Here is a 13,503-nt window from a genome sequence, read left to right as displayed (position 1 = left end):
TAACTCGCCCGGTAAACATCCTTCAGATTCATCTCGTTTGCGCCGGAAAAGCTCGCCTGGTCCTGCTGCTGTTTTTCGCCGTCGCCACGGATAGGAGCGGCTTGTTTAGGACGACTCCAAAGGATTTGAATAAACCTATGTTCAGTAATCCACGCCGCCGTTTATCTCCCATGAAGGTGAATGGCGGCGGTTGTTCGTTCTGATGTTTGGGCAACCGGATTAAACTAGCTTTCTGTGAAAAAGTGCATCTATTGCCGATGTGACGTGACGGCCGACGCGGGGCGGGAACACGTCATTCCTCAGAGCTTCGGGGTATTCAAGCCCGACCTAACCCTGAACTGCGTCTGCCGCACATGCAACGGGTATTTCGGGTCGAAGCTTGAATGGCCGATGCTGATCGAGAGTATCGAAGGCGGGCGCCGCCTTCAGTTTGGCCTCAAGGGCACTGTAGGCGGTATCGGCACAAAGGGCGTCATGCCGACAGTCGCCGAAGGCGACGATTGGAAGGGCGCACGCACACGGATTCGGACCGAAAAGGACGGGACGGAGAGCACAGAGGTTCTGCCGCAGGTCGGCGCTAGGCGCAACGCTTCAGATCCTTGGGAGTGGGTACTGGCGCATGAACTGACAACTGAATTTGCGGATCGGTACCCGAAAGGCAGCGAGTTTCGGATTGTCGGTGGCAACGATGAGGCCGACAACGACCGAATCGTCCAGAAACTCATCGCCGTATGCACGACGTTCGTCTATGGCGGAAAGATGAATCCGCCGTTCAGCGGCGACGGAAAGGTGATGCTCCACGTCGAGACCCAGACCAGCCGGGTTGTCGGAAGGTGTCTCTGCAAGATCGCGTTCAACTACATGGCCATGACCTGCGGGGATACCTTTGCGCTGGCCAGAGACTTCGACCAGATGCGGGAATTCATCCGAAACGATGTGGGTGACGAGATGGGGCGCGTGTTCGTGAAGCACAAGCCGATCATCGCCCAGGAGATATTGAGCGGACAGCGTGGAACCGATGGGCATGTGTTGACGGTCGAGGGGCGTCCAGCGGACAGCACTCTTGAAATACAGCTCACCCTGTTCAACAGCATTCCCTACAGAATCCCGATGACCCGGAACTACATCGGGCATCGCTTCGCCCAGGGGCACCATTTCAGCCTCGAGTCGGGCGAAGTGTCAGAATTGAAGACGACGTACGCCGGGCCTGACTTCGATCCGCCAATATCATCTGGTAGCTCCTCAGCCAAATTCGATTAATTCCGAGTTGCTCATGCTCATGACAGCCAATTGCTGTTACTAACACTCAATCCGGTCTTTTGACGTATTATTCCTTCGCACAACACATTTCAATCGCAGAGGGCCGCGCGCCCCGTAGCGCAGGCGGCCAGCGGCGAAGCGCAACACCGCAGGTGAAGGTTGTCCCTCGCGCCCGAGGCGCGCTTTCCTATATCTTTGATACGTTCAACCACAACTTATGAGTGCACCCGAACAGCGGTTTCAGAGCTTCATAACTCGCGTCCGACCCCACCGTGTTGCCGTCCTCACCAACATTGCCGATCCTAATTGGCAGGACGCGCGTGCCTTGGCATCATCGAATACTTCACGAAGTTGTGGGGCGGAACGCATTGCATCATCGTTCCGACTGACGGCAATACGATCGATGAGACGTTCTGGGCGGTTCTGTCCTCCCAAGACCCGGACAGCATTTACCGATATCAGAGGACCGGCGCCGACGAGCACAGATTCGCGACCTGGAAGCGTTCAATAAGTTGGTTGCAGACGCCGTTACGGACGAGGCGAAACAGACCGGTTGCGAAGAAGACCAAATTCGAAATCAGATCGAAAGGGCAATACTTGAGGCGACCTTCGACGAATGGACTGTATCCGATGAGTTGCGCGAGCAACTGCTCATGCGAATCGCGCCATTTCACCTCGAACAAATGCCCCTCCACTCGATGCCAGATCGGCAACTCAACATTTATTCCATAACGCGTGGCTCGAGGCCCAGCCACCCGCATACCGCCGTCGCCGATGTTCTAAGGGCCAGCAAGAGACCGCAAAACGTCGTTCAGATTGTGCGCGATGTAGATGACGCCGCCGCTCCGCCTCCTCTTTGGCTTGCATCGACGATAGGGAGCGGAGATGGAGCCTATTTCGCTGAAATGAATCAGATTGAAATCGTACCCATGCCCGTGCCGATGAGTCACAGCCGGCAATCTGAAATCATCAAATGGGGGATTGATTCACGTCGATACCGAGCTGGCCGCGAAAGACCTGCTCAACAGCCGCATGGCTTACGTCGCCGTCTCGCGCGGCGCGGAGGATGCACAGCTTTTCACTAACGATCGCGAGAAGCTGCCGGAGGCATTAGGGCATGACGTATCTCACGAGAGCGCCCACACGCCGATGATGAAGCCGGAGCAATCCATCACGCCGCCGCAGCCGGAGATCGCGCCGGTCATCGAACACGGCTTCGGCATGGGACAAGTCTCTAAACTTTATGAATCGTCCGTCCAGAGTTGTGTCTCGCGTTCAAGATATTCACAGAAATCGAGAATTTCCCTGCACAGTTCCTACACAGCCCAAAATCACCGTATTATTTGCAATAAAAACAATCGGATACAGAAGTTTTATCACCCGCTCAGGATGACAAGGTCTGGGTGGGTCGAGTTGGGGAGTCGTCGGTGATGGAAATTGGATCCGGCTTCGATCTCGATCTATTTGGGTTCGCCGTATGGGGTTTCTACTTTGGCGGGTGGGCCGTTGAGGGTTAGTTTGCTGGCGTCGGCGGTATTGAGGTTGATGTCGGAGAGGGTCCAGTTATTGGCGTCGGTGATGGCTCCGGCAGTTTTTGCTTCGATTTCGAGGTGGTCGATGCGGAAGTCTTCGAGGGGGGCTTTGGGGTAGGCGCTGACGTTGAAGGCCTGACGGGCTCCGGTGGCCTTGATGTTCCAGATGTGGACGTTGCGGAAGTGGGGGAGACCCTTGTCTTCGGGGACGCGGGTAGTGAGGGTGATGTAGTAAGGCGGCGGGTTCTGGATGTCGGGCGGGAGGGTGGCGTAGCTGTAGGTGGGGTTCCAGTTCATGGTGATGTGGATGGGGATGGCTACGCCCTCGAGGGTGAGGTCGTGGATGCGGATGTCGGAGGCGCTGCCGCCGCGGGTGCGGGCGGATTTGAAGAGGACTCCTGAGGGTACGCTGGAGAGGGCGGTGAGGTTGTAGGCCTCGATGTCGCGGAAGCCGCCGGAGGTCTCGGAGCCGATGGTGACGGCGGCGGCTCCGCGGCGGATGATGGAGTCGCGGATCACAACGTTTTCAGTGGGGCGGTTGACGCGGAGGCCGTCGGAGTCGCGGCCTGCCTTGAGGCAGAGAGCGTCATCGTTGACGTCGATGTCGGCGTGCTGGACGAGGATGTCGTGGGAGGAGTCGATGTCGATGCCGTCGGTGGAGGGGCCTTTGCCGCCTTCGTTGTTGCGGATGATGACGTTGTCGATGGTGACGTTGGAGGAGTAGAGGACCTGGACGGTCCAGAAGCCGGAGCGCTTGAGGGTGATGCCTCCGCCGAGACGGACGTTGGTCGAGTTCTGGAAGAGGATGAGGCGGGGGCGGCGGGCGTCGTAGTCGGAGGCCCAGCGGAGGCCTTTGGGTTCGTACTGGGCGCGGAGGTCCCAGTAGGACTTCCACCAGATGGGGCCGTCGCCGTCGATGGTGCCTTTGCCGGTGATGGCGACGTCGTGCTGGTCGCGGGCGTTGATGAGTGCGGCGGGCCAGGTCATCTCGATGCCGGCGATGCGGGTGGGGAGCATGGGGTAGTCGGAGAGCTTTTGCGAGCCGATGATGGTGACGCCTTCGGGGACGTCGAGGGTGACTCCTGATTTGAGGAAGAGGGAGCCGGTGAGATAGGTTCCGGGGGAGAGGGTGACGGTGCCGTGGGACTTGGCGGCAGCGTCGATGGCCTTCTGGATGGCTGCGGTGGAGAGGGTGGTGCCGTCGGGTTTGGCTCCGTAGCGGTTGGCGAGGAATGTTTCGGGTGCGGCGTGGGCCATCGTCGCAAGACAGATGACGAGGATGGAGAGCCATCGAGTTTGGGGCATTTCGCCTTACCTTTCCATTGGCTGGAGCTCTGTGGGCTACCAGGGATACAATTGTTCGCCGGCCTGCTAGTCGGACGCTAGCGAATTACAACTCGTTCGAGGTGAACTTATGTTTGTCCGAAAGCTTGTAATTGCTGTTTTCGCGGTGGTTGTGTTGTCTATCACGACAGCATCTGCTCAGCAGACTCTTATTGAGAAGGAAGTGCGGCTGTTCGGGATCGTTCGCTTTGATGTCGTAGTTATGACGGCATCCGGAGAGTGTGTCACGAATCTTCAACTGTGGGATTTCAAGGTATTCGACAATAACTCGGTCCAGGCGATTACGTCCTTCAAGGCGGGTCGGGTAGGTCCTAAGATGGCCGAGGCTCCTCAACTGACCTATGCTGCTGGTGCTCGAACAAATGGGTGTTATGACGAGCGTGGACTTTTTCGGTATGAGATCGCCTTCAAGGTTCCCAGGGATGCGCGGCTGAACGAATACCGCGACGTCGGGATTTCGGTGAAGAGACCGAATCTTGTTGTTCGAGCTCGTCAAGGGTACTACGTGCGGTTCTAACGCTGGACCCAGGGGCTAAAGCCCCGTTTGGGTTGGTGCGTTGAGAGGCCCAAGGCTGAGCCTTGGGGTACCTAGTGGCGAAGGCGGACTCTTGCGGAATTGAGTGCATCATGAGTGATGCGAAGGGAAGAACGGATTGTGTTGGGGAATGGGAGAGAATGCATGGGCGGGCATAACCGCAGATCCTTCGACTTCGACGCGCATGGAGCGCGCGTCTTCGCGCAGGATGACGCTTCAATAGATGGGTCTCTGATGGCCCGACAGGAGAGAGTGATATTACGGTGCTCGTTGCGGAGTTGATCACCTGGGCTCCTGCTGGATGAGGTGGATTTGGCCGAGGATGCCGGCGGGGATGGGTTTGACCTGATCGAGGTCCTGCATCTGGAAGCGGTCGCCGTATTTTTCGATGAGGGGTTTGTAGTCGTGGGGCGGGAGCGCGGACCAGGCGTTGAGGGCGGTGTTGTAGACGCGGATCTCGATGTGGTTGGGGCCGGGCTTGAGGAGTCTGGAGACGTCAAGGCGGTAGGGTGGGTGCCAGAGGGAGCCGGCGCGCTGTCCGTTGATGAAGACGATGGCGGCCTCCCGGATGGGCGGGTTGTACCAGGCGCGCATGCCGGGGCCGGTGCGGGTGACGAGAGGGTTGGGCACGCCGGGGCTGTTGTGTTCGGCTTGGTGGGTGATGGGTGGGTTGGGATTGTTAGCGGTGCCGCCTTCGATCTGGAGATAGACCGAGGTGCGGGGTGGTGATTCGAGGTTGAAGTCGCGCGAGTAGATGGCTTCGCCAGAGTAGTGGAGGGTGGCGGGGTTGGCGGTCCAATCGGAGGGGATGGATTGTGTTTCGGTCTTATTGGTAGCGGCGAAGCGGAGCTGCCAGTTCTGTGAGAGATCGGTCAGGGCAGTTGTCGATGCGGAGTCGTTGAGAGGGGAGTCGGGCGGCTCTTCCGCGCCGCTGTAGTTCGCGAAGACGAAGACGCGGGATTCATAGGGGGCCAGATTCAAAGACAGATTGCTGGCGTGAATGCGGAGCGCTTTGCCGGTTTCTGGATTCCACTGCTCGCCGTCGCGGTGCGAGGTGTCGAAGGTTGCGGTGATTCGAATGGTTCGATTCGAGGTGTTGGCGACGAAATAGATATCGGCGGTGGGGAGTTTGCGGCGGATGAAGCCGATGGACTCCCTAGTGGCATCATCGGCGTTGATGAGTTGCAGGTCCGGATCGCCTGCTTTAGCGAGAGCTTTCTCGAGCGCCGCAGCGTTGGGGACGAGCGGAATCCTTTGCGGGAGGTCTGTCAGTTCAGTCGACGCTTGGCCTTCGGGATCAGTGCTGGGTAGGTTGCCGACGGCGATAACCTTCCCTCCATATTTCATGTAGCGCTGAATCTGTTGAAGGGTTTTGATGGGGATGCGTTGGGTTGGAGGGAGGACGAGAATTTGATAAGGGCGGAGGCCGATGCGGTTGATGGTGTCGGCGTCGATGAAGTCGACGTTGTAGCCGGCGGAGAGGATGGCGGACATGAGTTCGGGAGTGATGAGGTGGGCTATCTCGCCGGTGACGGAGACTTTGCCGGGAACGAAGTGGGCCCATGCGTCGTCGGTGGGGAGGAGGAGTGCGACCTGGTTGGCGGGTTGGCCCTGACGGAGGAGCCAGCTGACGCGCTGGATGTAGAGGGCGACGTCGGGCATGACGGGATGCCAGGGGTTGTGGTCGTTGAAGACGGCGGCAGCGTAGAGGGACCAGCCGGGATCGCCGGGCTGGAGCTGCGATGGGGGCGGCGAGTAGGGCCAGCCGTGGCCGATGATCTGGTTGGTTCCGATGAGGAAGTGGAGGTCGGCCTCGGCCTTCATGTCGAGCGGGGTGGCTCGGAAGACGGGGGAGTGGAGCCAGGTGAAGGTCTCGGCGGAGGTGACGTTGTTGCCGAAGAGGTGATTGGCGGAGGATGCCCAGCGGAGGGTAGAGAAGGCGCGCCAGTGTGGGCCTTCGCCCTCGGGAAGCGCGGCGAGGCGCTGGCTGGAGAGGGTGACGGCGGGGTCGCCGTAGGTCTGGGAGCGGAATTTGGTGTGGTGCGCGGTGGCCCAGGCGTTGATCTGGGTGAGGTAGTTTTCGTCGACGAGCTCGGTGAGGGTCTTGCCCCAGTCGTGGCGGATTTTTTCGGCAGCGGGGGTGTTGCCGGCGACAAGCTCGGGGAGGTGGGGGATGAGGTCGTAGCCGCGGCGCTTCAGGAACTCAGCGGGGAGGTTGGGGGTCCAGTCGGCACCGTAGGCTTCGAGGGAGTCGGAGAAGACGGCGTAGGGCGGGGTGGGGCCGAAGGCGTTGACGAGCGGCTCGGCGACGGTTTTGAGATGTGTGGTGACGGCCTGGTGGCTGAAGGGATCGAGGACCCAGCCTTCGGCTCCGACTGCGGCTCGTTTGACCTGCTGGCGGGTGTGAGACTGGATGAAGAAGAGGGCTGTGCGTGGGGCGTTGCCGGGAGGAAGAGGGGCGGCGGGCTGGAGGGTTTTGGCAGTGGCGGCGTCCCAGTGTTTGGGTTCGCCGTTGACTAGTGCGATGGAGAGGATGGAGTCGCCTTCGGGGAGCTTGAGCTGGGGGAGTGAGGTGGCGGAGGCGGGGATGGGAATCTCGGCGACGCGGAGGCGGGTGGCAGCCTCTTCGAGTGTTGTGGCGGGGCCGCCGTAGGGCCAGCCGCTGCCGAGAGTGACGTCGACGCGGAGGCCGAGCTTGCGGGCTTCGGACTGCGCGTAACGGACGTTGTCGAGCATGGCGGGGGAGAGGAAGGGATCGTTGACGAGGCCTTTCGATGGGTCGTCGATGACTTGGGGGTAGACGAAGGCGAGCTCGACTCCGCCGATGCCGTCGGCGTTCATCTGCTGAAGCTCGCCGAGGATCTCGGGCTTTTCGACGGCCGTGCCGAACCACCACCAGCGCATCATGGGCTTGGCGTCGTTGGGGGGATTGAGGAAGGTCTGGTGGAGAGTGGCGATGGAGGTTTGGGCGGAGGTGTGGGTGGTGGAGGCTCCGGCGAGGAGGACGGCTGCGGCGATAGCGGCGATCTTGAGGGTCATTGCTGGTGGCTGTGGGTCTGGTCTTGCGTGGGGCCGTTGAGGATGGGGTGGTCGAGGCCGGTGACCTGTCAGGTGGCTGGAGGCATAAGGTCGAAGATCACGATCTCATTTTCGCCCTTCTTCAGCCAGGGGCCGGGGACGTAGAGAGTCTGCAGGGGGCCGATGTTCCAGAAGCGGCCGATGGCGTGGCCGTTGATCCAGAGCGCGCCCTTGCCGAGTTTGGAACTGTCGAGGAAGGTATCGCCTGGTTTGACGTAGAGGCCTTCTTCCTGTGCGGCTCGGATGAAGGCGGCGAGGCCGTTGTTGCCGGTGAAGTCGAAGTGGCCGGGCGTGAGTTCGTGGACGTTCCAGAAGACGTAGGTGGCGATGGTGTTGAGGCCCATGGCGCGAGCCATCTTGAGGCGCGCGTGCCAGTATTCGCGGGGGATGCGGGCGTAGTGAAGCTCGCCGGAGAGGATCTTGAAGGACTTGCCGTCGAGAGTGAAGTGATCGGCGTCAGTGGAGAAGACGTGGGTGGAGAAGGCGTGGTGCGGCTGCGCGAGAGCAGGGAGTGAGGCGAGGGCAAGCAGGGCGGAGAGGATTCGCTTGATCATTTCGGCGGTTTGCGGCGACGCAGCCACGTTAGTTCATTTGGGAGAATGTTTCAAGGGGAGAACCAGTCCTCGGGGCTGATGCGGTCTTTGCCTGGTTCATGGAGGAAAACCAATTGAGAATTTATTTTCTTATTGGTGCTCGCGTAAGATTCAATGCGAATGAATGCAGTCGTCGGGAGTCTTTCCGGTGAATGTGAGGACTCCGCAGATCGAGGGCGGGAAGGAGATTCACCTGAAGCCGCGTGAGATCGGCAGCCTGGACTTGGATTGGAAGTTGACGCTTGAGTTCATCGGGAAGAGCCCGAGTGTGCGGAGCATAGTGGTGGAGAAGGTGGAGGATGTTCCGGCGGTTTATCTTGCGGGTGACTCGACGCTGGTGGATCAGGACAAGGAGCCGTGGGCTGCGTGGGGGCAGATGCTGTCGCGGTCCTTCGCTGGCCAGGGATCGGTTTGGAGCGGTTCGGTTCGTCGCGGGTGATGGCTGGGGGTAATATGATGTTGAAAAATGGGCAAAAGATCGACTACTCCCGGCAGGACGATCGAGGCGTCTGCCCCTGAGCGGCTTTATGGCGTGCGACGGATCGACCTTGCGTCGGCGCAGCTGGCCTCGAGTGAACTGGCTCGCGACATCAATCGCGATATTGTCTTGGAGTTCATACGGTTTCGTCAGCCTGTGTCGCGAGTGGACCTATCGCGGCTGTCGGGGCTGCAGCCGAGCACGATCTCGGCGATTGTGGAGGAGTTGATCGAAGAGGGATGGGTGCGGGAGGGCGCGGTGGTGCGCGGGGCGCGGGGGCGGCCTTCGACGATGCTTTCGGTGAACGACGACCTGGTGACGCTGGCTCTGGATGTGCGGCCGGACCAAGCAATTGTGGCGGTGGTGGATCTGAGCGGACGCTTTCTGTCGCATGAGGCGGTGGTGACGGTGGCGGATCCGGTTACGTCGATGACGAAGATTATCGAGAGGATGCGGCGGCTGCGGCTGCGGCACTCGGACAAGACGTTCGAGGGGATTGGCGTGAGCGTACCGGGGCGCGTGGATCGAATGACACAGCGGCTGCTGCTGGCGCCAAATCTGAAGTGGCATAACTTTGACATCAAGGCGGCACTGGAGAAGGGGCTGGATCTGCAGGTAGAGATCGATAACGACGCGAATGCGTGCCTGTTGTCGGAGCTTTGGTACGGGCGGCTGGAGGGGGTGAAGGACGCGGTGCTGGTCGCGGTCTCGGAGGGATTGGGGACGGCGATTTTGGCGGGGGGGCAGCTTCACTCGGGATTCAATGGGCTAGCTGGGGAGTTTGGGCATATCTCGATCGACCCCACGGGGCCGATGTGCGGGTGCGGGCAGCGAGGCTGCTGGGAGATGTTTGCGTCTTCGCGTGCGGCGTTGCAGGCATATCGCAAGCTGGCGCCGAAGTCTCCTGTGAGGAGTATCGAAGAGCTTTTGCGGCTGGCCGAGGAGGGGGATCCGGCGGGGGGGAAGGCGGTGACGGCGCAGGCGACGGCTCTGGGGCGTGGGCTGCGGTTGGTCACGGCTGCGCTGTCTCCGGAGCTGATTCTTATTACTGGCGAAATAACTTCGTGCTGGAGCAGGTTTGGTCCGATTGTGCAGAAGGAGATGGAGAACGTGATGCTGGCGGGCCCACCGCCCAGGCTCGCGACGGCCGGAGATGGGTATCTGGCACGGTTGAGCGGCGGGGCTGCGATTCTATTGCAGCGCCACTCGCGCTATCATCGCTCAACGCATGCTTCGCGGGCGGCTAAGCCGGTGCGAGTTAAGAAGGCGCGCCGGAGGCGCAAGTCGTGAGGGGGTGTGGGCCGGGAATTATTTCATGTGTCATAAATAAATGAGTTCTTGCGAGCCTTGTGGTTTCGGCATGGGGCTTCTTTGAGGTGAGCGATGTTTCTCGGCATTGATTGTGGAACCCAGGGGACCAAGGCGCTGCTGGTGGATGAGAGCGGCCGATCGCTTGGCCGTGGGTATGCCGGGCATGCGCTGATTGAGCGGAAGAATGGTGCGCGGGAGCAGGAGCCGCGGTGGTGGGTGGACGCTCTGCGCGAGGCGGTGCGGCAGGCGGTCTCGCAGGCTCCGAAGGGTGAGGTTGTTGCGCTTGGCGTCTCCGGCCAGCAGCACGGACTGGTGGTTCTGGACAAAGCTATGCAGGTGATTCGGCCAGCCAAGCTTTGGAACGACACGGAGACGGCTCGGCAGAATGAAGAACTCGTCCGAAGGCTGGGAGGGGCGGGCGCGTGGCTGGATCGATTCGGGATTGTTCCACTGACGGGCTATACGGTTTCAAAGCTGCTTTGGCTAAAGGAGTGCGAGCCGGAGAGCTTTGCGCGGGTTCGTCATATTCTGTTGCCGCATGACTACCTGAACTTTTGGCTGACGGGGAAGCTGAGCGCAGAATATGGAGATGCCTCGGGGACGGCCTTTTTCAACGTGCGCACGCGAACGTGGGCCAATGAGGTGCTTGATGCGATCGATGGCGGTAGCGGTCAACTGCGGGAGGCACTTCCGAGGCTGGCTGCGCCGGAGGAGATTGTCGGTACGGTTCGTGCGGAGGTGGCCGAAGAACTGGGGATCTCGCCGAGATGTGTGGTGTCTACAGGCGGCGGGGACAATATGATGGGGGCGATTGGGACAGGCAACGTGAAGGAGGGTGTGGTTACGCTGAGCCTGGGGACCTCGTCGACGGTATACTCCTTCCGGCAGCGGCCGGTGGCTGATCCGACGGGATCGGTGGCTTCGTTCTGTTCCTCGTCGGGCGGATGGCTTCCGCTGGTGTGCACGATGAACGCGACGAACGTGGTGACGCAAACGCTGAACGTTCTGGGCAGGACGGTGGATGACATCGAAGAGGCACTGGCTTCGACGCAGCCGGGAGCGGAGGGACTGACGTTCTTTCCGTTTTTGAATGGGGAGCGGACGCCAGATCTGCCGCGTGCGCGGGGGACGATCGCAGGAGCCTCGGCGAATAACTTCACCAGCGCGAATCTGATTCGAGCGGCGGTGGAGGGAGTGAGCTTCGGGATTCTGAACGGGCTTGACCTGATGATGGAAGGCAGCCGGCCGGAGACGGTGGTGGCGATTGGAGGCGGGGCGCGTTCGCGGGAGTGGCGGCGGTTGCTGGCGGATGCGACGGGCGCGAGAATCCAGGTGCCGGCGGAGGAAGAGGCAGGATGTCTGGGGGCGGCGATTCAGGCGATGTACGCCTACGGCCATGCGTCGGGGAGGGGAGAGTCCTTCGTGGAGATTGCGGACCGCTGTGTGCGGGAGCTGGAGAGCGGGAGCGAGGAGCCTCGCGCAGGGATGCACGATGACTATCGGCAGGCGAGGGAGGAGTATCAGGTGCGGCTCGCAGAGCTGTATCTTGGAAAAGATTGACAGTCGTCTTCAGTGGACCATATTATTTCGCGACGCCTAATAAAATGCGGGTTTCCTTCAAATAAGGTCTGCTCTTGATGCCACTTTTCGCTGCGCTCCCTCTGGCTCTTCCTTCGCGACAACTTACGGCGCTGGCTCCGATCGACGTCGCGGTGTTGGTTCTGTATTTTGCCCTGGTCCTCTTCATCGGCTTCTATGTGAAGAGCTCGACGACGACGAGCGAAGAGTTCTTTCTTGCGGGCCGGGAGATGACGGCCTGGATTGCGGGGTTGAGCTTTGTCTCAGCCAACCTGGGATCGCTGGAGTTGATGGGATGGGCGGGGGCAGCCTATCAGTATGGAATTCTGGCGACTCACTGGTACTGGATCGGTGCGATTCCGGCGATGCTGTTTCTTGGCATTGTAATGATGCCGTTCTACTACATCTCGAAGACGCATTCGGTGCCTGGATACCTGAAGCTTCGCTTCGGCGAGGGGGCGCGCGGAGTGAGCGCGACGTCATTCGCGCTGATGACGATTCTGATGAGCGGCGTCAATATGTACTCGATGGCGCTGGTGATGAAGGTAGTGCTGGGCTGGAATATCAGCTTCTCGATTTGGGTTGGAGCGGTGACGGTGGCGATCTACGTGATGCTGGGAGGCCTGCGGTCGGCGATTATCAACGAGGTGCTTCAGTTTGTACTGATCTGGGCGGGCGCTGCGCTTATTCCGATCCTCGGGTTGATCGAGACGGGAGGCTGGGCGAATCTGAAGGCGCAGATTGCGGCGAACGTGGGCTCCGACGATTACACGCACCTGTGGACGACGCTGGGGCATTTTCGCGACAACCCGATGGGAGTGCACTGGACGGGCATCGTCTTTGGCCTGGGCTTTGTGATCAGTTTTGGGTACTGGACGACGGACTTCCTGGTGGTCCAGCGCGTGCTCTCGGCGAATAGTCTTCGCTCGGCAAAGATGGCTCCGATCATCGGGGCGATGTTCAAGATGGCGGTTCCGCTGATCGTGATTGTGCCGGGGCTGCTGGCGCTGACGGTGTTGCGCAATCCGGATGGAAGCATCATGCATCTGGTGGGCGAGGATGTTGCGGCGGCGACGGGACAGCACAGCTACAACGAGGTCCTGCCGCTGATGCTGATTCGCTACTGCGGTCCGGGGCTGCTGGGGCTGGGGATTACGGCGCTGGTCGCCGGGTTTATGAGTGGCATGGCAGGGAACGTGAGCGCGTTTTCGACAGTATGGACCTATGACCTTTACGGCGCTTATATGAAGAAGAATGCCGCTGATAGCCACTACGTGGCGATGGGGCGTTGGTCGACGGTTGTGGGAATGCTGATCTCGGTGGGCACGGCGTACCTGGTGGCGCATGCGGCCAGCATTATGGATTACGTGCAGGCTCTGTTCAGCTTCTTCATCGCGCCTCTGTTCGGCACGGTGGTGCTTGGGATGCTGTGGAAGCGGGCGACGCGGTCGGGAGGCTTCTGGGGGTTGCTGGCCGGCACGGTGGCATCGATTGGGATGTGGATATGGGTGCAGCGTGATGGCGTGGCGCTTCGCTATATCGCGCTGTCGTCGGATGCGCAGCCGATGGCGGAGAATCTTTATCGCGCGCTGTGGAGCTTTCTGATCTGCGTGACGGTGACGGTGGTGGTGAGCATGATGACGGAGCCGGTTCCGGAGACGCAGCTTGCCGGCCTGGTGTACGGCGCGACGACGCTGCCGGACGATGGCGCGAAGACTCTGTGGCAGAAGCCGATCTTCTGGGCGTGCATCGTGATCGTTGTGTTTTTTGTTCTGAATCTGATCTTCTGGTAGG

At 60.4% G+C, this 13,503-nt stretch carries 11 protein-coding genes; 7 read left to right on the top strand and 4 right to left on the bottom strand.

All coding sequences use genetic code 11. The features are described 5' to 3' along the window. Positions 1-234: 234 nt before the first annotated feature. On the top strand, positions 235-1,260 hold the full coding sequence (locus Q363_RS10565) for an HNH endonuclease (protein ID WP_084080219.1): 1,026 nt from the start codon (positions 235-237) through the stop codon (positions 1,258-1,260). A gap of 458 nt (positions 1,261-1,718) precedes the next feature. Here Q363_RS10565 and Q363_RS10560 read toward each other — a convergent pair whose 3' ends face one another. After that, positions 1,719-1,943 carry a hypothetical protein gene (locus tag Q363_RS10560; RefSeq protein ID WP_035349839.1) on the bottom strand — a complete coding sequence of 75 codons (225 nt, stop codon included), beginning with the start codon at positions 1,941-1,943 and terminating at the stop codon, positions 1,719-1,721. 298 nt (positions 1,944-2,241) lie between these two features. Here Q363_RS10560 and Q363_RS10555 point away from each other — a divergent pair, with 298 nt between their 5' ends. Then, on the top strand, positions 2,242-2,691 hold the full coding sequence (locus tag Q363_RS10555; RefSeq protein ID WP_035349837.1) for a hypothetical protein: 450 nt from the start codon (positions 2,242-2,244) through the stop codon (positions 2,689-2,691). 29 nt (positions 2,692-2,720) lie between these two features. On the opposite strand, the gene Q363_RS10550 is transcribed toward Q363_RS10555, so the two are convergent. After that, entirely contained in the window at positions 2,721-4,097 is a 1,377-nt protein-coding gene (locus Q363_RS10550; protein WP_051978633.1) for a glycoside hydrolase family 28 protein, read from the bottom strand. A 109-nt stretch (positions 4,098-4,206) separates the two neighbouring features. Here Q363_RS10550 and Q363_RS10545 point away from each other — a divergent pair, with 109 nt between their 5' ends. Next, positions 4,207-4,653: a hypothetical protein gene (locus Q363_RS10545; RefSeq protein ID WP_035349835.1), complete on the top strand. Its 447-nt coding sequence runs from the start codon at positions 4,207-4,209 to the stop codon at positions 4,651-4,653. Between the two features lie 300 nt (positions 4,654-4,953). Here Q363_RS10545 and Q363_RS10540 read toward each other — a convergent pair whose 3' ends face one another. Together Q363_RS10540 and Q363_RS10535 are read right to left on the bottom strand one after the other, a co-directional pair. Continuing rightward, positions 4,954-7,710, bottom strand: a complete 2,757-nt coding sequence (locus Q363_RS10540; RefSeq protein ID WP_035349833.1) for a glycosyl hydrolase — start codon at positions 7,708-7,710, stop codon at positions 4,954-4,956. A 68-nt stretch (positions 7,711-7,778) separates the two neighbouring features. Then, positions 7,779-8,303, bottom strand: a complete 525-nt coding sequence (locus Q363_RS10535) for a beta-galactosidase (protein ID WP_035349831.1) — start codon at positions 8,301-8,303, stop codon at positions 7,779-7,781. A gap of 163 nt (positions 8,304-8,466) precedes the next feature. Here Q363_RS10535 and Q363_RS43935 point away from each other — a divergent pair, with 163 nt between their 5' ends. From Q363_RS43935 to Q363_RS10515, 4 genes are all read left to right on the top strand, one after another. Beyond that, a complete protein-coding gene (locus tag Q363_RS43935) occupies positions 8,467-8,781 on the top strand; it encodes a hypothetical protein (protein ID WP_035349829.1) in 315 nt (104 codons plus the stop codon). A 27-nt stretch (positions 8,782-8,808) separates the two neighbouring features. Then, positions 8,809-10,110, top strand: coding sequence for an ROK family transcriptional regulator (locus Q363_RS10525; protein WP_035349826.1), 1,302 nt, complete (start codon positions 8,809-8,811; stop codon positions 10,108-10,110). 93 nt (positions 10,111-10,203) lie between these two features. Beyond that, positions 10,204-11,691 carry a xylulokinase gene (gene xylB / locus Q363_RS10520; protein WP_035349824.1) on the top strand — a complete coding sequence of 496 codons (1,488 nt, stop codon included), beginning with the start codon at positions 10,204-10,206 and terminating at the stop codon, positions 11,689-11,691. 77 nt (positions 11,692-11,768) lie between these two features. Further along, complete coding sequence (locus tag Q363_RS10515) at positions 11,769-13,502, top strand: sodium:solute symporter family protein (RefSeq protein ID WP_084080217.1); 1,734 nt, start codon at positions 11,769-11,771, stop codon at positions 13,500-13,502. Position 13,503 lies beyond the last annotated feature (1 nt).

The sequence above is a fragment of the Edaphobacter aggregans DSM 19364 genome (genome assembly GCF_000745965.1).
Classification (GTDB): Bacteria; Acidobacteriota; Terriglobia; order Terriglobales; family Acidobacteriaceae; genus Edaphobacter; species Edaphobacter aggregans.
This window is presented reverse-complemented; position numbering and strand designations above follow the sequence as displayed.